This window comes from Bartonella sp. CL63NXGY (assembly GCF_042194905.1).
In the GTDB taxonomy this organism is placed as follows: domain Bacteria; phylum Pseudomonadota; class Alphaproteobacteria; order Rhizobiales; family Rhizobiaceae; genus Bartonella.
On the sequence record NZ_JBHINK010000021.1, the window covers coordinates 1 to 18,304 of the forward strand.

10 protein-coding genes, 2 tRNA genes and 2 pseudogenes are annotated in these 18,304 nt (G+C 36.7%); 7 read left to right on the top strand and 7 right to left on the bottom strand.

Annotation, left to right across the window (positions count from 1 at the left end):
* Positions 1 to 360 (bottom strand): annotated as a pseudogene (locus tag ACFIK0_RS08235) (Arm DNA-binding domain-containing protein); the annotation flags it as partial.
* Between the two features lie 293 nt (positions 361 to 653).
* A tRNA-Phe gene (locus tag ACFIK0_RS08240) sits at positions 654 to 729 on the bottom strand.
* A 398-nt stretch (positions 730 to 1,127) separates the two neighbouring features.
* Here ACFIK0_RS08240 and ACFIK0_RS08245 point away from each other — a divergent pair.
* The 3 genes from ACFIK0_RS08245 to ACFIK0_RS08255 all read left to right on the top strand — a co-directional run bounded on the left by ACFIK0_RS08245 (position 1,128) and on the right by ACFIK0_RS08255 (position 5,623).
* Complete coding sequence (locus tag ACFIK0_RS08245; RefSeq protein WP_273790352.1) at positions 1,128 to 2,291, top strand: phosphoserine transaminase; 1,164 nt, start codon at positions 1,128 to 1,130, stop codon at positions 2,289 to 2,291.
* 384 nt (positions 2,292 to 2,675) lie between these two features.
* A complete protein-coding gene (locus tag ACFIK0_RS08250) occupies positions 2,676 to 3,965 on the top strand; it encodes an adenylosuccinate synthase (RefSeq protein ID WP_273790353.1) in 1,290 nt (429 codons plus the stop codon).
* Positions 3,966 to 4,201: 236 nt separating this feature from the next.
* Positions 4,202 to 5,623: a hypothetical protein gene (locus ACFIK0_RS08255; RefSeq protein WP_375654418.1), complete on the top strand. Its 1,422-nt coding sequence runs from the start codon at positions 4,202 to 4,204 to the stop codon at positions 5,621 to 5,623.
* Positions 5,624 to 5,826: 203 nt separating this feature from the next.
* On the opposite strand, the gene rpoH is transcribed toward ACFIK0_RS08255, so the two are convergent.
* The 3 genes from rpoH to ACFIK0_RS08270 form a co-directional block, all read right to left on the bottom strand.
* On the bottom strand, positions 5,827 to 6,711 hold the full coding sequence (gene rpoH / locus ACFIK0_RS08260; protein ID WP_273790355.1) for an RNA polymerase sigma factor RpoH: 885 nt from the start codon (positions 6,709 to 6,711) through the stop codon (positions 5,827 to 5,829).
* A gap of 148 nt (positions 6,712 to 6,859) precedes the next feature.
* Positions 6,860 to 7,864: an RluA family pseudouridine synthase gene (locus tag ACFIK0_RS08265; RefSeq protein ID WP_375663790.1), complete on the bottom strand. Its 1,005-nt coding sequence runs from the start codon at positions 7,862 to 7,864 to the stop codon at positions 6,860 to 6,862.
* A 29-nt stretch (positions 7,865 to 7,893) separates the two neighbouring features.
* A complete protein-coding gene (locus ACFIK0_RS08270) occupies positions 7,894 to 9,324 on the bottom strand; it encodes an aldehyde dehydrogenase family protein (protein ID WP_273790357.1) in 1,431 nt (476 codons plus the stop codon).
* A gap of 460 nt (positions 9,325 to 9,784) precedes the next feature.
* Between ACFIK0_RS08270 and ACFIK0_RS08275 the strand changes: the two genes are divergently transcribed.
* Both ACFIK0_RS08275 and ACFIK0_RS08280 read left to right on the top strand, forming a co-directional pair.
* On the top strand, positions 9,785 to 12,358 hold the full coding sequence (locus tag ACFIK0_RS08275) for a DNA translocase FtsK (RefSeq protein WP_273790358.1): 2,574 nt from the start codon (positions 9,785 to 9,787) through the stop codon (positions 12,356 to 12,358).
* 821 nt (positions 12,359 to 13,179) lie between these two features.
* Positions 13,180 to 14,886, top strand: coding sequence for an ATP-binding protein (locus tag ACFIK0_RS08280; protein ID WP_375660724.1), 1,707 nt, complete (start codon positions 13,180 to 13,182; stop codon positions 14,884 to 14,886).
* An 18-nt stretch (positions 14,887 to 14,904) separates the two neighbouring features.
* Here ACFIK0_RS08280 and mscL read toward each other — a convergent pair whose 3' ends face one another.
* Complete coding sequence (mscL, locus tag ACFIK0_RS08285) at positions 14,905 to 15,312, bottom strand: large conductance mechanosensitive channel protein MscL (protein WP_273790360.1); 408 nt, start codon at positions 15,310 to 15,312, stop codon at positions 14,905 to 14,907.
* A gap of 1,202 nt (positions 15,313 to 16,514) precedes the next feature.
* Here mscL and ACFIK0_RS08290 point away from each other — a divergent pair.
* Together ACFIK0_RS08290 and ACFIK0_RS08295 are read left to right on the top strand one after the other, a co-directional pair.
* Positions 16,515 to 17,597, top strand: a complete 1,083-nt coding sequence (locus ACFIK0_RS08290; protein ID WP_375663791.1) for a quinone-dependent dihydroorotate dehydrogenase — start codon at positions 16,515 to 16,517, stop codon at positions 17,595 to 17,597.
* A 140-nt stretch (positions 17,598 to 17,737) separates the two neighbouring features.
* Positions 17,738 to 17,814 (top strand) — tRNA-His (locus ACFIK0_RS08295).
* Between the two features lie 366 nt (positions 17,815 to 18,180).
* Here ACFIK0_RS08295 and ACFIK0_RS08300 read toward each other — a convergent pair.
* Positions 18,181 to 18,304, bottom strand: a pseudogene (locus tag ACFIK0_RS08300) (integrase); the annotation flags it as partial.

Here is an 18,304-nt window from a genome sequence, read left to right on the forward strand (position 1 = left end):
TCTTTACCATCATTTTTTAATTCAGCTTTACGACTTTCAAAAGCATCCAACGCGATATCTTTTAAATAATGGAGATTGCTTATTGCTTCACGCTTTTGTTTTTCACGTTCTTTAATAGGGTCACGCCCCTCACGTAAAACAGCCCGCCACCTAGTTGCCAATTCACGGGCTTGTTTTAAAGAAACATCTCGCAAGGCACCCAAGCCCATTTCACGGCGCCGACCATGAATGGTAAAACGGTAAATCCATTGAGCACCACCATCTTTACGTTTGTGAAGAAGCAAGCCGGCACCATCATTATATTTACCAGCTCTTGGGTGTTGCGACAGCCCTTGCATTAAGACGGTTCATAAGAGCCATTTTTAGTCCTTTCTTCTATAGTTTTTACCCATACGCCAGCCCCGCTTGTGATGTGCAAGCAAGCGGTTTTGATTGATTCAAGATAAACAGATTTGAAATGAGAGAATCTTACGTTATTCGGGACTCTCATTCAACATACAAAACAGTAAATTATCATTATAAATCAATATATTGTTATTGTGTGAAGCGTGCTTTATAGACAAATGTTAGAAACCCTATTCCCTTAACTTTACTCAGGCACCATTAACTTAAAAGTCAATAAAAAAATAGGTTACATACAACAAAGAAGAGTGTGGTGCCCAGACGCGGATTCGAACCACGGACACGCGGATTTTCAGTCCGCTGCTCTACCAACTGAGCTATCTGGGCATGCTTCATAAAAAACATAAAGCGTTTGCGGTTATAACATTAAAATTTTCTCTGTCCAGTCATCAAAAGAAAAATAATTGATTTTTTAATAAGTTTATCTCCCTATTCTAGAGCGTTATCAATGAATCTTTATCATAAAATAAATTTGATAGGTATATTGGACACTTTAGTGTATTGTTATTAGAATGCTGTCTTATCGTGGTGGTGATACGAAAAAAAATTAAAAGAATCAATCGAGAAGCATGATTAAGAAAGATTTTTTTATAAAGTTTCCGTGAATTTTAAGCATACGAAATAATAGACAACATTTTTGACTTTTTCTAAAAAGATTGTTGATTAGTCTTTATAATAATTTGTTTTTCTTTATAAAGAAAAAAACATCTAAAAGGGGAGAAATAATGATAATGTTACAAAAACCAAGTAGTCGTCCCAATAATACTAATTTTTCTTCAGGCCCTTGTAGTAAACGGCCTGGTTGGACTCTTGATGTTCTTAAAAATGCAGTAGTTGGGCGTTCACATAGATCTAGAGAAGCAGAATTAAAACTTGCTGAAGTTGTTAATTTAACCCGTGAGATTCTTGAGGTTCCTTCTGATCATCGTATAGGAATTATGCCCGGTTCAGATACCGGTGCTGTTGAGGCTGCTCTATGGTCTCTATTAGGTGAGCGTGGCATTGATATGGCGGCGTGGGAAAGTTTTGGATTTGGGTGGAATAAAGATGTTGTCGAGCAATTAAAGCTTTCTGATGTGCGTCGTTTTGAAGCTCCTTATGGTGAAATACCAGATTTAACACAACTTGACTTTGATCGGGATGTTGTTTTTACATGGAATGGGACAACTTCTGGTGTGCGTATTCCTAATGCGGATTTCATTCCGCATAAACGGGCTGGATTGACCATTTGTGATGCAACATCGGCAGCTTTTGCGCAATATCTTGATTTTTCAAAATTAGATGTTGTTACTTTTTCATGGCAGAAAGTTTTGGGAGGTGAGGCTGCACATGGTATGGTGATTTTAAGTCCTCGTGCTGTTGAGAGGCTTGAGAATCATGTTCCAGCTTGGCCTATGCCTCAACTTTTCTATATGACAAAAAATGGAAAATTGAACGAAGATATTTTTAAAGGAAAGATAATCAATACACCTTCTATGCTTTGTGTTGAGGATTTTCTTGATGGGTTGAAGTGGGCAAAGTCTCTAGGAGGTGCAGCGGCATTAAGAGCACGGGTTGAGAAAAACTTTTCTGTACTTGATGCTTTTGTTCGCAAAACGCCATGGTTAGAATATTTGGCAAAAGATCCTGAAGTGCGTTCTAACACCGCTATTTGTTTAGATATTGTGGATCCAGTGATTACTGCTTTGGATACGGAAAAGCGAGTATCTTTTATAAAAGCGGTTGTGAAACGTCTTGATGAGGAAGGGGTTGCTTATGATATCGGTTCGTATCGCGATGCTCCTCCTGGGCTTCGAATTTGGGCGGGTATAACAATTGAGGCTTCCGATCTTGAAATTTTGACACAATGGCTTGAGTGGGCGTTCCAAGTTGAAAAAGCACAGCTTTAAATAATTACTGGTGATTTTCACAACGTATTTTTAAACAAAAAAGGATACGAGAGATTATGATGATCTTTCGTATTCTTGTATCAGACAGACAGCATCTAAATATTACGTGAATTGTAAAAGATTAAGAGAGAGAATGAATGCTCTGTCAGGTGTTGGATACGCACAAATTAAAATCTCTATTTTTTTTACTTTGTTGTAGCAAAAATAACAGATTTAAAATATTTTGGTATTTGCTTATCTTTATTATCATAAATTTGAAAATTTAATCACTTGAAGATTGAGAAAAATCTGAAATGAGGAGTCGCACTTGCTCTAAGGTTTCGTTATAAAGAAGTGTTTGTTTTTGAATGCTGGTTTTTTTAACCAAACACGACGGAGAAAGTTATGGCCAATGTAGTTGTTGTCGGTACACAATGGGGTGATGAAGGCAAAGGTAAAATTGTAGATTGGTTATCTGAGCGAGCAGATATCGTGGTGAGGTATCAGGGGGGGCATAATGCTGGCCACACATTGGTTGTTGATGGAGTCAGTTATAAATTATCACTTTTACCGTCTGGTTTAGTGCGTGGCAAGTTATCAATTATAGGCAATGGTGTTGTTGTTGACCCTCATCATTTTGTTGCAGAAGTAAAAAAACTATGTGATCAGGGTGTAAAAATCACACCAGAAATTTTGCGTATTGCTGAAAATGCTCCTTTGATTCTTTCTTTGCATCGTGATCTTGATGCAATTCGAGAAAGCGGTTTATCTGGTTTAAAAATTGGTACAACAAAGCGTGGTATTGGACCGGCTTATGAAGATAAGGTGGGACGTCGTGCTATCCGAGTGATGGATTTAGCAGAAAAAGATACACTTATGGCTAAGATTGAGCGGCTTTTGAGGCATCATAATGCTTTGCGTCGTGGGATGGGTGTTGCAGAGATTGATTCTCGAGCACTTTATGATGAATTGATGCAAGTTGCGGATAAAATTTTGCCCTTTATGGATTGTACGTGGCGTCTTTTAGATGAAGGTTATCGAGGAGGGAAACACATTCTTTTTGAAGGTGCGCAAGGTGCTTTATTAGATAATGATTTTGGAACTTATCCTTATGTAACGTCATCTAATACAGTTGCTGGGCAAGCATGTACAGGTTCGGGGATGGGACCTGATGCAATTCATTATGTTTTGGGTATTGCAAAAGCTTATACTACACGCGTTGGAGAAGGGCCGTTCCCGACAGAGCAGATAAATGATATTGGTGAATTTCTGGGAGTGCGTGGACATGAATTTGGTGTTGTAACGGGTCGAAAGCGTCGATGTGGTTGGTTTGATGCTGTCTTAGTACGTCAGATGGTAACAATTTGCGGTGTTCAAGGTATAGCATTGACAAAACTTGATGTTTTAGATGGTTTGGATGAAATAAAAATTTGTATTGGTTATGAGCTTGATGGTAAAAGAATTGATTATTTACCTTCTTCCATGGGAGCTCAGGATCGGGTGAAGCCTGTTTATGCAACATTAGAAGGTTGGAAGGAAGAAACAGCACATGCATTGAGGTGGGAAGATTTACCAGTGCAGGCTATTAAATATATACGCTATATTGAAGAACTGATTAATACAAAAGTGGCTTTATTATCCACAAGTCCAGAGCGTGAAGATACTATTCTTATTACGGATCCCTTTGTTAATTGATTATTATTTTTAGATTTCTATATATGTTCTCTGTGCGTTTTTGTCTCTTTTTACAAAAAAGTTTTTAAGAGCATGTGAGAGAAAGGTGCAAAATAGCATTGTTTATTTTTCATATTCATTTTACATTATTGCGATAGTTGTACCAATATTAAATGGCAATCAATTTAGAAGGCTAAAATAAAGTTTTTTGGCTTTACTATTGATTTTTTCTCAATTTAAGAGAGATTATAGAGGAAATGGTAGATTTCGTTGGAATCTTAAAAAAGACAATTAATGCACAAAATAATATTACACCACAAGTGCGTAAGCGGATTTATAAGCGTGCTACCGAAACACTAGAACATCAATTTTTAACAGCAAAAATACCACAAGCAATAGCGGATGAACAGAGAAAGATTCTTCAAAGTTCTATTGCAACTGTTGAAGGAGAATATTTAGCAGTTGAAAAGAAGCGGCTTTCTTCAGTTATTGGGTGGAATCCCACAAATATAAATGAAGATAAGAAATATACAAAAAAAACTATATTACCAAAGAATAATGAATTTTCAGAGATAAATATAAAAAGAAAACAGGATTTTGTTACGCGTTCAAAGGATAACAAGGTATTTGATGAGCTTTGTGTATCAGATATACCAGATGCAGAGCCTGTTAATATGGAGGCTGATGTGCCTTCTCAGCATGTTAATAGCAGTGTGTTAAAGATTTCTCCTTCGCAGGAAGATAATCCGCATATTGTTTCGCACATTTTTTCTCAGGCTTTACGTCGTGCTAATAAATCGTTAGTGCAAAGGCGTATTGTAATAAGTGCTGTTTCTGTTGTTAGTTTTGTTGTTTTAATTGTTGGTATTTTTTTTGTTGGTGAGCGTGTATTTGTATCAAATGATCATCAGTTTTTAGAAGAAAATCTTCAAGCTTCTCACAGAGTACCAAAGGCATTTCCAATTAAGAGAAAGTTAACACAACGCTTATTAGAGGATGGAAGTGAAATTGATGTTGGTTTAAAACAAGCGATAGATTCTTCGGATGAAGAAGTACTCTCAACAGTTGTTGATAGCAATTTGCAATCGCTTGAAAAATCAGGTGAAGCTGTTTTCTATCAAGCACGTACAAATTATGATGCAGAAAAGATAGCAACGGGAAGTGCTCGCTGGACGCTTATAAAAGAATCTCAAGTGAAGGGGGCTCCAGAAGAAACAACTATACAAGGTGATATAACAATTCCTGATGAAGGGGTATCATTACGGTTAATTTTACGTCGTAATACCGATCAGTCATTTCCTGCTGCATATATTATGGACCTTGTTTTTATTCTTTCTGATAAATTTTCAGGTAAAGCTATAAGCAATGTTCAAGCATTAACCTTTAAAGCAAGTGAACAATCCATTGGACAGGCTTTAACAAGAACCATTGCTGCAAAGATTAACGATGACTTTTTTCTTGTCGCATTGAGTGGTAATCATCCATTTCTTGATCGAAATTTACAATTGATGCGAGAATTAGATTGGATGCGTTTGGTGTTAACGGATAAAAACGGGCGTATAAGTGAATTAACCTTTGCAAAAGGACCAACAGGTAAGTCTATTTTTAATGAAGTTATTGGACAATGGCTTGCACAACAAGATAAGTTAACAGTTCTTGGTCAAAAAAATAAAACATAGATGCAAAAAAATAAACGGCTGTGAAGAATTTTCTACGACCGTCTTTATCAATTATATACCAAATATATTCAATAAAGCTTTACATATCAATAACTTAAAGAATTCGATAGGCTAATTTACAAGTATAAAGCCAAGGCATGCTTTTTTTCATTTTCACATTTAAAGAATGTGCAAACCATTGGCTTTATACTTAACTCTAGGTTTTATACTTGACTTTGAGATAAAGTAGAATCTTTGATAGAGTTTTGCACTTTTTCAAATGCACGCATTTCAATTTGTCTTACTCGTTCTCGACTAATATTAAATTCACCAGAGAGTTCTTCTAGGGTTAGTGGTACATCGTTTAAACGACGCGCTTTAAATATACGCTTTTCGCGTTCATTGAGATTGTCCATGGCATTTATGAGCATGGAACGGCGATTTTCTAATTCACTTTTTTCAATTAAAATTTGTTCTTGATCGTTAGATTCATCCACCAACCAATCTTGCAACTCACTGTTTTCCCCTTCTTTTGTTCGAATTGGTGCGTTGAGTGAAGTGTCACCACCAAGCCTACGATTCATTGATACAACTTCATCTTCTGTGACATTCAACTGGATTGCAATTTTTTTCACTTGTTCTGCATTGAGATCGCCACTATCAAGTGCTTGAAGTTTACTTTTTAACTTACGAAGGTTGAAAAACAAACGCTTTTGATTAGCTGTTGTCCCCATTTTCACCAAACTCCAAGAGCGCAATACATATTCTTGGATTGACGCTTTAATCCACCATATTGCATAGGTTGCAAGACGAAAACCCCGCTCTGGTTCGAAACGTTTAACAGCTTGCATGAGTCCAACATTGCCTTCTGAAATGACTTCCCCAATGGGAAGTCCGTAGCCCCGATATCCCATCGCGATTTTAGCTACGAGACGCAAATGGCTGGTTACTAGCCTATGCGCAGCTTTTAGATCATTATGCTCACGGTAACGCTGAGCTAACATATATTCTTCTTTTGGCTCAAGCATTGGAAAACGACGCACTTCTTCCAAGTAACGGTTTAAACCACCATCACCTGTCATTACTGATAATAAATTCATATGGGCCATATAGCACCCTCCTTTTGTTTGAATTCCCTGATAAGGCAAATTCTATGTTTTAGATAGCTAACTATCCTCATAATCTCACTCTAGCATATTTTTCAATTTTGTTCAAAAAAAGATATTTTATTGTGAAATCTTGAGAAGGGGAAAAGTTTCAATTCACTTTTTTAAAAAGTTTAATAAGTTTAGCCATATCTTGAGGCAGTGGTGCGGAAAACGACATAACTTTACCGGTAGAAGGATGTTCAAAAGTAAGACTTGCAGCATGGAGTGCATGTCGGTTGAATTGATCGATTGCATTTCTAATAGTGGGGTTGAATGTGTTTGATTTTGTTTTAAAAGCGTTTCCATAAACTGTATCGCCTATGAGTGGATGCCCAATATGAGCCATATGAACACGGATTTGATGGGTGCGTCCAGTTTCCAAGCGACATTCCAGAAGGCTAGCAAAAGATGTTGAGTCTGCATGAGAGCCATATTTTTCAAGCAGAGAAACATGTGTAACAGCATGACGAGCATAAGGGTTTTGGTTATGGATGACAGCTTGCTTTGTCCGGTTATGGGGCGAACGGCCAAGTGATGCATCAATTGTCCAGACATTGCGCTGAGGTGTTCCCCAAATCAAGGCATGGTAGCGTCGATCTAATGCGCAGGTACGTCCATGATCAGAAAATTGAGCACTGAGACTTTTATGAGCTAGATCATTTTTTGCAACAACCATAACACCGCTTGTATTTTTATCAAGACGATGGACAATGCCAGGGCGTTTAACACCACCTATACCAGATAAACTATTCCCACAGTGGTAAATAAGGGCATTAACCAATGTACCGGTCCAATTGCCATTCCCAGGATGAACAACAAGACCAGCTGGTTTGTTAATAACAATGACATGATCATCTTCAAAAAGAATGTCCAATGCAATGGCTTCAGCGCTAGGTTCTGCATCACGAAGGTCAGGGATTTCCAATTCAATTATTTGGTTAGGTTTTAATTTTGTTTTTGGTTCCTTTATGAATTGACCATCAATTTTAAGACAGCCTTCACGGATGAGGGTTTGCAAACGCGAACGTGAGAGCACATCATGATATTGTTTTGCGAGCCACTGATCAAGACGTTGCCCAAGAGCACCTTCATCCGTTATTTTCTGTATTACCATACGATTCCTATTAAGTTTTTAATAAGATTTTACCAGTACGAAATTGCTTTACTATCGAGAAATTCTTTAATTCCCCAATGTCCTCCTTCACGAGCGCGCCCAGAAAATTTTACACCTCCAAAGTAGCTTCCACTGGGTAATCCATGTCCATTAACTTCTACCATACCAGAGCGTACTTGTGCCGCAATACGACGACATTTGTTGCGATCTTGCGATTGAATATAGTTTGTAAGACCATACTCAGTCTCATTCGCTAAAGCGACGGCTTCTTCTTCTGTACTAAAAGAAAGAATCGAGAGAACTGGACCAAAGATTTCTTCTTTAAAAATACGCATATGAGGTTTTACATCAGCAAAGACTGTTGGACGGACATAATAACCGCGTTCCATTCCTTTTGGTAAACCAGTCCCGCCTGCAACAAGAGTTGCACCTTCATCAATTCCCGATTGGATAAGATCTTGAATTTTATCATATTGTTTTTTTGAAACGACAGGTCCAATATGATTTCCTTCTTGGCAGTTTGGTCCTACTTTTGTTGTTTCTGCAATATCTTTGGCTATTTTTATGGCTTTGTCATAGATGCTCTGTTCCACAAGCATACGAGTCGGTGCATTACAACTTTGTCCACTATTATAAAAGCAATGTCGTGCACCACGTTGAATAGCATCTGAGTCGGCATCAGCAAAGATAATATTCGCTCCTTTTCCACCAAGTTCCAGACAGACTCTTTTTAAAGTAGCGCTGGCATTTTTAGAAATATCTTTTCCTGCTCTAGTTGAACCAGTAAAGCTGATCATTTCTAAATCTGGATGTGCAGAGAGGTAAGAGCCGACAGTCGCACCATCACCATTGATTAAATTAAAAACACCGGCTGGAAGTGCGGCTTCATCTAAAAATTCAGCAAAAAGCATAGCAGAAAGAGGCGCAATTTCAGAGGGCTTTAACACCATGGTACAGCCAGCCAAGAGAGCAGGAATAACTTTAAGAGTTACTTGATTCATGGGCCAATTCCATGGCGTAATTAATCCTACGACGCCGATAGGATCGTAGTGAAGGATTGCTTGCTCATTTCCCTTTATTAAAGTTTCTTGGAACGAAAACTCTTTATAAGCTTCGATAAAATTGCGAATATGGGAACTTCCGGTTGCAGTTTGCGCATTAAGCGCCATATCAATCGGTGCTCCCATTTCCATTGAAATGGTTTTTGCCATGTCTTTGGAACGTTTTTCGTAGATCTCTAGAATTTTTTCAACAAATCCAAGACGCTCATTTGGTGACGTTGTTTTCCATTTTTGAAACGCTTCTTTAGCCGCATTAATTGCTTTATCGGCATCTTTTGTACTTCCAAGGCTAATGACAGCACAAGCCTCCTCTGTTGATGGATTAATGACGTCAAAATCGTGAGGAATGCTTGGCTCATCCCATAGACCATTGATATAAAATTTCCGTTTATTAAACATAATTCACTCCCTTTTTTCTATTTGTATTTATGTAATTATGATTGTCTTAGTCTAAGCCTTTTTAAACGAGGATAACAAGGGTAATCTTATAAAAACGCGAGAAATTAGATTATATCGTGATAATTGAGCATGGAGAATTCAATAGAGCAATGCTTATTGTATTATTGAGACTAGTTTCTTTTATGAAAAGGGAGAGAATAGAGAGGCATAGACAATTTTCTTGAAGCTTTTTATCATGAAGTTTTCTTCAAAACAAATGAAATACGAGCTCTATGACACCATAAACTGAGCAATTTATATCGTAAATATGCAAAAGGCAGATTATGAATATGCATTATGGCATTATTTTTTTCATTAAAAAGTAACCATCAGCAAAAGGTTATTAACCTTCGTATGATAGTTTCTACGAATTCTTTTTGAAAAGGTTATTTTTCTCATTGCTATAAATTTGTTGGGTGCCATGCATAATTCGAAAACAAAATCTATTTCTACGTCTTCTTTTTCTGATGATAGTACGGAAGGTGCATCAAGAGAAGATTTATCTGTTAAGATTACTGAGATATTTCCTTATCCGGAAGTGTGGAAAAAGGCATTTGCCCTCGGAAAAAACGTCCGTTTCACGAGAACCCCAGAAGTTGAGATTTTGCGTCGTCGTATAGAAACAGATCCAGTTTTTGCAAAACAGTTTAAAATTTTTACGAAGCAAGATCAAAAAAAAATTACAGATACAGATATTGTACGTTGTAACAAGAAAACAACCAATATTCTTTCGACAAAAAAAGTCATTAATCCTCAATCAATAGAGAATAAAACATCAGTTTGTCATTCAACGGTTCTGAAGCAGTTGTCACGACAAGCTATTCATATGCCGTCAGCAAATATTCCACTTGAGGAGGATGAACAAGAACGTAAATTACAAGTGGAAAATGTGCTACAAAAAATAAAACCTGCTTTGCATCTTTCCGATGATGCATTTTTTGAGTGTGAATCTTTGATATTTGAACATGTGGAGACTCAAACTTCAAAAGAGGATGGAATATCAATTGATACGACAAATGAAATTACACCGGATATTCCCACAGCCTTTGATGAGTCAATAACGGCTCTTTACCGTGTTCTTGAATACCGCTTTCCACAACTCTATGATTCAATTACATCAGAATCTCCAGCGGAAAGGATGCGAGGCGTTGAGAAAATTTCTGATTTAATGCATACAAATAATGATACTACTAAAGAGAGTCATTCTAAGCTTTCTGTTGAAGATTCTGCTCATACGTTAAGTAATACAGGGGCGTTAAGCGATGCAGGGGCGAGTATAGAGACTGAAAATAGCAATAATACTGTCGCCAATAATACTGTTGATTGTATAAACAAAGCCGTCACAAAGAATTCAAAAGATTTTTCTGTGATGCAAGCAAACAGTAAAACTAAAACATTACAATCTACTCGTATGCCATTAGGTAATTATGATTCTGCTTTTATGCAAAATATTCAATCTATTGACTGTGATGTTTATGAATTTCCTCCGATCAACTTATTACAGGAACCTGTTTTTCATGAAGGTACGATGATTCCTCAAGAAACATTAGAACGTGGTGCTGGACTTTTGGAAAGTGTTTTGGAAGATTTTGGCATTAAGGGTGAAGTTATCCATGTTCATCCAGGGCCAGTGGTAACAATGTATGAATTTGAACCCGCCGCGGGCGTAAAGTCATCGCGCGTTATTAATCTTTCTGATGATATTGCGCGTTCTATGTCTGCTATTTCTACACGCGTTGCTGTAATTCCTGGACGTAATGTTATCGGGATTGAGTTACCCAATGCGGTTCGTGAAACCGTTTATTTACGGGAATTAATCCAAACACGTTCTTTTCGTGAAAGTGAATTTAAACTTGCTCTTGCTTTGGGGAAGGGGATTAATGGTGAACCGGTCATTGCAGAATTAGCAAAAATGCCTCATTTATTGGTTGCAGGAACAACAGGATCAGGCAAGTCTGTTGCAATTAATACAATGATTTTGTCGATTCTTTATCGTATGACACCAAAGCAGTGTCGTTTGATCATGGTTGATCCTAAAATGTTAGAGCTTTCTGTTTATGATGGCATTCCACATCTTTTAACACCCGTTGTCACAGATCCCAAAAAAGCAGTAACAGCTTTAAAATGGGCGGTTCGTGAAATGGAAGAGCGTTATCGCAAAATGGCTAAGTTGGGTGTGCGTAATATTGATGGTTTTAATGCACGCGTTGCACTTGCAGCTCAAAAAGGCGAAACGATCATGTGTACTGTTCAGTCGGGTTTTGATAAGGAAACAGGGGAAATGCTTTATCATGAAGAAGCCATGGATCTCACGCAGCTTCCTTATATTGTTGTGATTGTTGATGAGATGGCTGATCTTATGATGGTGGCAGGGAAAGAGATAGAGAATGCCATTCAGCGCTTAGCGCAAATGGCGCGTGCGGCAGGTATTCATCTTATTATGGCAACGCAACGTCCTTCTGTTGATGTTATCACCGGTACAATTAAAGCAAACTTTCCTACCCGCATTTCTTTTCAAGTAACGTCAAAAATTGATAGTCGTACGATCTTGGGTGAACAAGGTGCTGAAACGCTTTTAGGTCAGGGGGATATGCTTCATATGGCTGGTGGTGGACGCATTGTGCGCGTTCATGGACCTTTTGTCTCAGATGAAGAAGTTGAATCCATCGTTGCACATCTTAAAATGCAAGGAAAACCTGATTATTTGGCAACGGTAACGGATAATGAAGACGATAACAAAGAGGATACTTCTGCTGATTCAGCGGCTGAAATTTCTGAGGAAGAAAATTTTGATGAAGAGGGTGAGGAACTTTATAACCAAGCTGTAAAAATTGTTATGCGTGATAAAAAATGTTCAACATCTTATATTCAGCGCCGACTTTCAATCGGCTATAATAAAGCAGCTTCTCTCGTCGAGCGGATGGAAGAAAAAGGCATTGTTGGAGCCGCTAATCATGTTGGAAAACGTGAAATTTTACTCAATGAAGGAAAATAAACAAACGCATTTAAAAATATGCAATTTTTTAAATATCTGACAGTTATTATTTAAATGTGCTTGTTTTATTTTTTTATATAATATTAAAAATTTAAATGGAGAGTAATAAAGCAAAAGCGATCTTTTGTATTAAGACTTCTGATGAGGTAAACAAGCTGATATCAAAGGAGATTATGAGATATTTTAACATTTCTAAATGATCTGGAATATAAAGAAATTAAACAAATCTTTATATGAAGAAAGATAATTTGTGTTCTCTTTTTTACAGAGAAAATTTTTAATAAAATAGTGCGGTGGTATATTTTTTCTTTTGTAGCGATTCTAATGAAAGAAAGATCTTTGTATGAATGCCTTCAAATGCCAAGAACTATTGGTAACATTAGGGGCTGAAATTAGTATAATGATGGTGCTAACCAGCTCTTTTATAAGTATAAAAATGGTAATGCACAATGCCTTGATATCCTCTATAGGGACTTTTACATTACACCATTTACAGATGACGTCGTAAAATAAGCTTGGGGATCTTGGGAGATATCTTTTCAAAAAAGGCGCATGAATGTGTAAAATAAGTGTATTCTTTTTGAGTACTATTTTATGCGAGGGAGATGTTACCATTATTGTAACAAGATTTATTACATAATGGGTGAATAAGCAACAAGAGCTGGAAGCTTCTTTTTATTCTTGTTTTGTTGATGAAACAGTCAAAATTTTGCTACAGACAATTTATATGAGATATCAAGTTATTTTAACCAGAACAGATAATTGTAAACAAATTAGCATTATTCATTTGAGAGTAAATCCAACACTTTTTAGTTTTAGTTATGCCATTAAAAGCAGATGAGTTAAAGTTAAATACAAATGAATTAAAATCTCAGCAAGAAGCTTTTCGTTTTACACCAGAGCTTTTGCCACGGCCTTTTACGTGGGAAATCGATCACAATGGTTTGTTTTGTGAAGTCTCAAAAGAGCTAGCTGAAGTTGTTGGTCCTCTCTCTTCCTCTATTTTAGGGTGTAGTTTTCATGAACTTGCTCATCAATTTAATGATGATCGATATCTGGTTCTCAGTCGTTTTATTGAAACGGCTATGCCTTGGAGTAAAGAGATTGTTCAATGGCCTGTTGATGGTTGCTTACAATGGCTTGATGTTGAATTGTCGGCTTTGCCAATTTTTGATGTTACAAAGCAGCTTAAAGGGTTTCGTGGCTTTGGTGTTTTAAAAATACAAAAAAAAGTCCAAGAAAAAAGAAATGAAAAGCTAGCAACAGAAATACCATGTCTTACGGAGATAGAACGCTCAGCTTTTCATGAAATTGCAGAGCAATTGCGTGATGAATTGAATTCATCGGTAAAAGAAGAAAATTTAGTTGAAGAAACAGCTATTCAGTTACCATATGCACAAACATTGCCGGTAAATGCTATAGAACAAGCTCTCGTAAAAGAGCCTGCTGCAGTTTTATCATTGTTGGATACAGCAACAGATGGTGTTTTATGGTTGGATGAAGAAGGCTTTATTCAATCAGCGAGTAGGGCAGCCTTAGCATTAATGGGTTATGAAATAAATGAACTGCGAGGACAGCCACTCTCTTCATTATTTACTTTTCAAAGCCGACTTTTGGTTGAAAAATATTTTAAATCAATCCGCATGGAGGGAAAAAATCAGGTTTTAAATCGCAGAGAAACAGCTGATTTAATGACGAAAAATCATAAAAATATAACCGTTTTGATAACGATTGTATTTTTGGCAAAGCAAGGAAATTATGCTGTTATGTTGCGTGATAGGACACAAACAGTTCCATCAGGAGAAAAGAAAGCAGAAGAGGATAAAATCGTTGGAGTTGTTCATGAAATACGAACACCTTTGAATGCTCTTATTGGTTTTGCAGAAATTATGAGAGAAGGCCGTTTTGGTTCGATAGAAAATGAGCGCTATCATGGATATTTACGCGATATTATTTCCTCTGGAAAACATATATTATTGCTGATTAATCAATTACTAGAGTGCTCGAAGATAAATTATTCTGGTTCCGATAACCAGATTGATTCTTCCCTTATTTCTGAAACATTTGATGTGATATCTTGTTTACGTGCGACGATAGCTTTTCTTGAGACTCAAGCCAATCAGAACGGCATTATCATGCGTATTGTTGCTCCACCTCATGTTCCATTTATTCCTGTATCACAACAAGTGTTTCGCCAGATTATATGGAATCTTCTTTCCAATGCTATTCGTTTTACACCTTTGGGTGGACAGATTATTGTTCACGTTTCTTATAGAAAAGAACGTGTAAAAATTTCAGTGAGTGATAATGGTATAGGGATGAACGAAGAAGAGATTATACAGGCACTGCAACCTTATGGTCAAGTAGAGCGCAAGGATGGCCGATCTGGTGATAGCGCTTTTATGGGAACAGGTTTAGGGCTCCCAATGTGTAAAGCAATGGTGGAAGAAAGAGGGGGACAATTTTTACTGTTCTCCAAACCCAATTACGGAACAACTGTGGAAATGTTTTTTCCTCGTGTTCCATGATGTAAATCTTGCATAAAATTATTTTTTCTTAGCCAAAAGATCTCTAATTTCTGTTAACAGTTGTTCTTCTGAAGACGTTTTTTGGGGGCTTTCTTCTTCTTTTCTACGGATTTTGTTCATAGCTTTAACGAATAAAAAAAGCACCCAAGCAATAATGAGAAAATTGATAAGTAAAGTAATAAAGTGTCCATAGCTAATGGTTGCTCCAGTTGCTTTGGCGGCACTCAATGTTGCTTGTTTTTCGCCAGCAAGTTGAATAAACATATTAGAAAAATCAATTCCACCTGTAATCAATCCAATGATTGGCATAAAAATATCATTGACAATTGAGTTGACCAAGCTACCAAAAGCACCCCCTATAATCACACCGATAGCAAGATCAATCATATTACCTTTTAGGGCAAATTCTTTGAATTCTTTAAGCATTGCATTTTCCCCTTTATGTAAGTGATATACGGTAATTTACTTACCGCTTTTGATGAAAAAGGAAAGGGCAGATTTTGTTTTTATGATTATATTACAATATTAATATTATTTTCAAAGACTTTATAAGGTTTAATAAAGAGCTTTAGGGTTCTATTTGGATTTTAGGGCTCTATTTGAATTTACATAGAACCTTTCCTAGAAAAAAGCTTTTTTAATAAAAACTATATCTGCTTTTTCAACAGAAAGTAGAAAACTGTAGCTTAATTTATATAATTGCCTCAAGATTTTTATGTTAACATTAAAAAGAGAGATTTTTACACAATACCACAGTAAAACTTATAATTTAATTCCTCTTAATTTAGTAAGCGATAATAGAAATTAGGAGGGCATTATGGCTTATCTAAAAGCTATTTGTACTGGGTTGCATGAGCTAAAATGGAGATAATTCCGATGGAAGAAACACATTTCATCTGCTGGCAGATTGTATCAGTTTATAAATAGCAGAGCTCTAGGGTTTGCAAGATCATTTTGGTTTGGAAGTCGTTGGTATGATAGGTGTGAGTTCAACAATCAACTGTCATTACTTAAAATATATGTTAGACAGAGTACTTAATAGATGCAAAATTGTATTTAACGCATCAGAAATGGCAAAGGAAACAACGCAGATTCTTCAAAATTCTATCAATAGAGTACAAATTGATTGAACATTCTGTTGCTAATAAATGGTGCAACAATAGTATGAATTTAGATGTTTTTATGAACCATGTATCCTATAAATGCTAGGAAAAAAATAGCTTGAGCAAGCTCTGTTTCTATTGGAAACAATATTACACAGAGGAACTTTGGGAATAGAGGGCATTTGCATGCATATTTAAGAGAATTATGAGCTTGCCTGCATAAGATGCCACAAAACCATGACTATGGTAAAGAGCCATTGATGTTTCAATTCATGCTGCATTTTATAAGATTAGGATTCATATTTTAATCTTTAAAAAATGTCGAAAAAGAGAAACATTTTTTAAGAATAAAAAGTTCTTTACACAGTATATATCAATATAAACATGTATGGCTATTATATGATGATTTTTCTTCTAGAAGGGGAATATTATTTGGATAATATGCTCTCTTTGATTGGAAATATTTTGTGTTAAAAGATATAGGTGAGGTGCGATGGATCATTTTTATGTTGTGGAGAAGGATTAATGAGTTTTTTTCGTTGTATTGGCCGTTCTGCCTTATTTATGTTGGATCCAGAGCAAGCACACGGTTTAGCGATTCTCGGGCTGAAAAGTGGATTAAATGGTTGTCAAAAGGTTATCGACAAACGTTTGTGTGTAACTGTTGCTGGTCTTGAGTTTGAAAATTTTATTGGTCTTGCAGCGGGGTTTGATAAAAATGCAGAGGTTGTAGATGGTATTTTTCGTTTAGGATTTGGTTTTACTGAAATTGGGACAGTGACACCAAAGCCTCAGATTGGAAATCCTAAACCACGGCTTTTCCGTTTAAAAGAAGATGAAGCGATTATTAATAGAATGGGCTTTAATAATGACGGACATCAAGTTGTTTACAATAGATTGCGTGCGTGTAAAAAAACTGGTGTTATAGGAGTCAACATTGGAGCCAATAAGGATACGGTCGATAAGATTGATGATTATACTGTTGGTATTGTTCATTTTTATGATGTTGCTGATTATTTTACGGTTAATATTTCTTCTCCTAATACACCAGGTTTACGTGATTTACAGGCCCGTGACAGTTTGCATCTTTTGTTGAGTGCAGTTTCGAAAGCGCGAAATGAGCAAGAGAACAAGCATGGATTCTCCATTCCTATTTTTTTAAAAATTGCTCCCGATTTATCAGAGAAAGAATTAGATGATGTTGCTGAAGAAATAAAACTTTCTGATTTTAATGGACTGATTGTTTCTAACACAACTCTTTCACGCCAGGGGCTTAGCAATAGTCACTTCAGTAATGAACAGGGTGGGCTTTCTGGACGTCCACTTTTTGAGCGTTCTACTATTGTGCTTGCAAAAATGCGTCAAAAATTAGGGAAGGAGATTGCAATTATTGGTGTTGGCGGTGTAAAGGACGCACAAACCGCTTTGGAAAAAGTAAAAGCTGGTGCAGATTTAATTCAATTATATAGTGGGATGGTTTATGAAGGTCCAGATCTTGTCATAACTATTCTGCAAGAGATTTTGCAGATGATGCAACAAGATGGAGTTGATAACATAAAAAGCTATCGTGATCATAGTCTTGAACATTGGGCAAAATTTCCTTTGTAAAAAAACGCTTTTTTCTTCACAAAAAATTGCGAGATTTTTTTAAAGGGGCTTGCAAACTTTGTTGATTTTCCTTATGTCACATAAGCGTAAGAATAAATGTTTACGAAATCGTGAACATTTATGATACATTTTCTTTTTATGCGGTTGTAGCTCAGTTGGTTAGAGCGCTGGTTTGTGGCACCAGAGGTCGTAGGTTCAAATCCCACCAACCGTACCAAGAGAGACGTCATTTCTGCACTAATCGGTGGATTTTGTGCTACTGGTCTCGCGCATATAGGAGCCTGCAAATATGCTGCCATGCGACTTTCTAGTGTCCTCCATGAGATTGAAATCGAGAATCTTGAGGTGGCGGTAACGCATTATTGCAAAGACAAACCCTGGCTAGGGTTTGGTCATCCGATTATGCAACGGGATGTCTGGGTTGATTTCTTTTTTTTACGCTTTCAGGCGCCTATGCGCCCCTTCGGTTCGCTTGCGCGATCTATTTCGGACAATACAGGCAAATAAAAAGCAAGTAAAATAAAATAGTTATGTCTAATATGGGGGGATAGGTGAATCTTGATTCTATTGAGTTTTTTTGCCTCTATCCCTCATCTTTTTGAAGCTTTTTTATGGCTTCAAGAGCAAGTTTTTTACGGTCTGCGCTCTTTGTGTAAAGAGATGCCATAGCATCATTTGTCCAGCCAAAAATTGCTTTGAGTTGTGAT

Coding starts and splice junctions, on each gene's coding strand:
- ACFIK0_RS08245 (WP_273790352.1), top strand. CDS start 1,128: ATGATAATGTTACAAAAACCAAGTAGTCGTCCCAATAATACTAATTTT.
- ACFIK0_RS08275 (WP_273790358.1), top strand. CDS start 9,785: ATGCATAATTCGAAAACAAAATCTATTTCTACGTCTTCTTTTTCTGAT.
- ACFIK0_RS08270 (WP_273790357.1), bottom strand. CDS start 9,324: ATGTTTAATAAACGGAAATTTTATATCAATGGTCTATGGGATGAGCCA.
- ACFIK0_RS08255 (WP_375654418.1), top strand. CDS start 4,202: ATGGTAGATTTCGTTGGAATCTTAAAAAAGACAATTAATGCACAAAAT.
- ACFIK0_RS08290 (WP_375663791.1), top strand. CDS start 16,515: ATGAGTTTTTTTCGTTGTATTGGCCGTTCTGCCTTATTTATGTTGGAT.
- ACFIK0_RS08250 (WP_273790353.1), top strand. CDS start 2,676: ATGGCCAATGTAGTTGTTGTCGGTACACAATGGGGTGATGAAGGCAAA.
- ACFIK0_RS08280 (WP_375660724.1), top strand. CDS start 13,180: ATGCCATTAAAAGCAGATGAGTTAAAGTTAAATACAAATGAATTAAAA.
- rpoH (WP_273790355.1), bottom strand. CDS start 6,711: ATGGCCCATATGAATTTATTATCAGTAATGACAGGTGATGGTGGTTTA.
- mscL (WP_273790360.1), bottom strand. CDS start 15,312: ATGCTTAAAGAATTCAAAGAATTTGCCCTAAAAGGTAATATGATTGAT.
- ACFIK0_RS08265 (WP_375663790.1), bottom strand. CDS start 7,864: ATGGTAATACAGAAAATAACGGATGAAGGTGCTCTTGGGCAACGTCTT.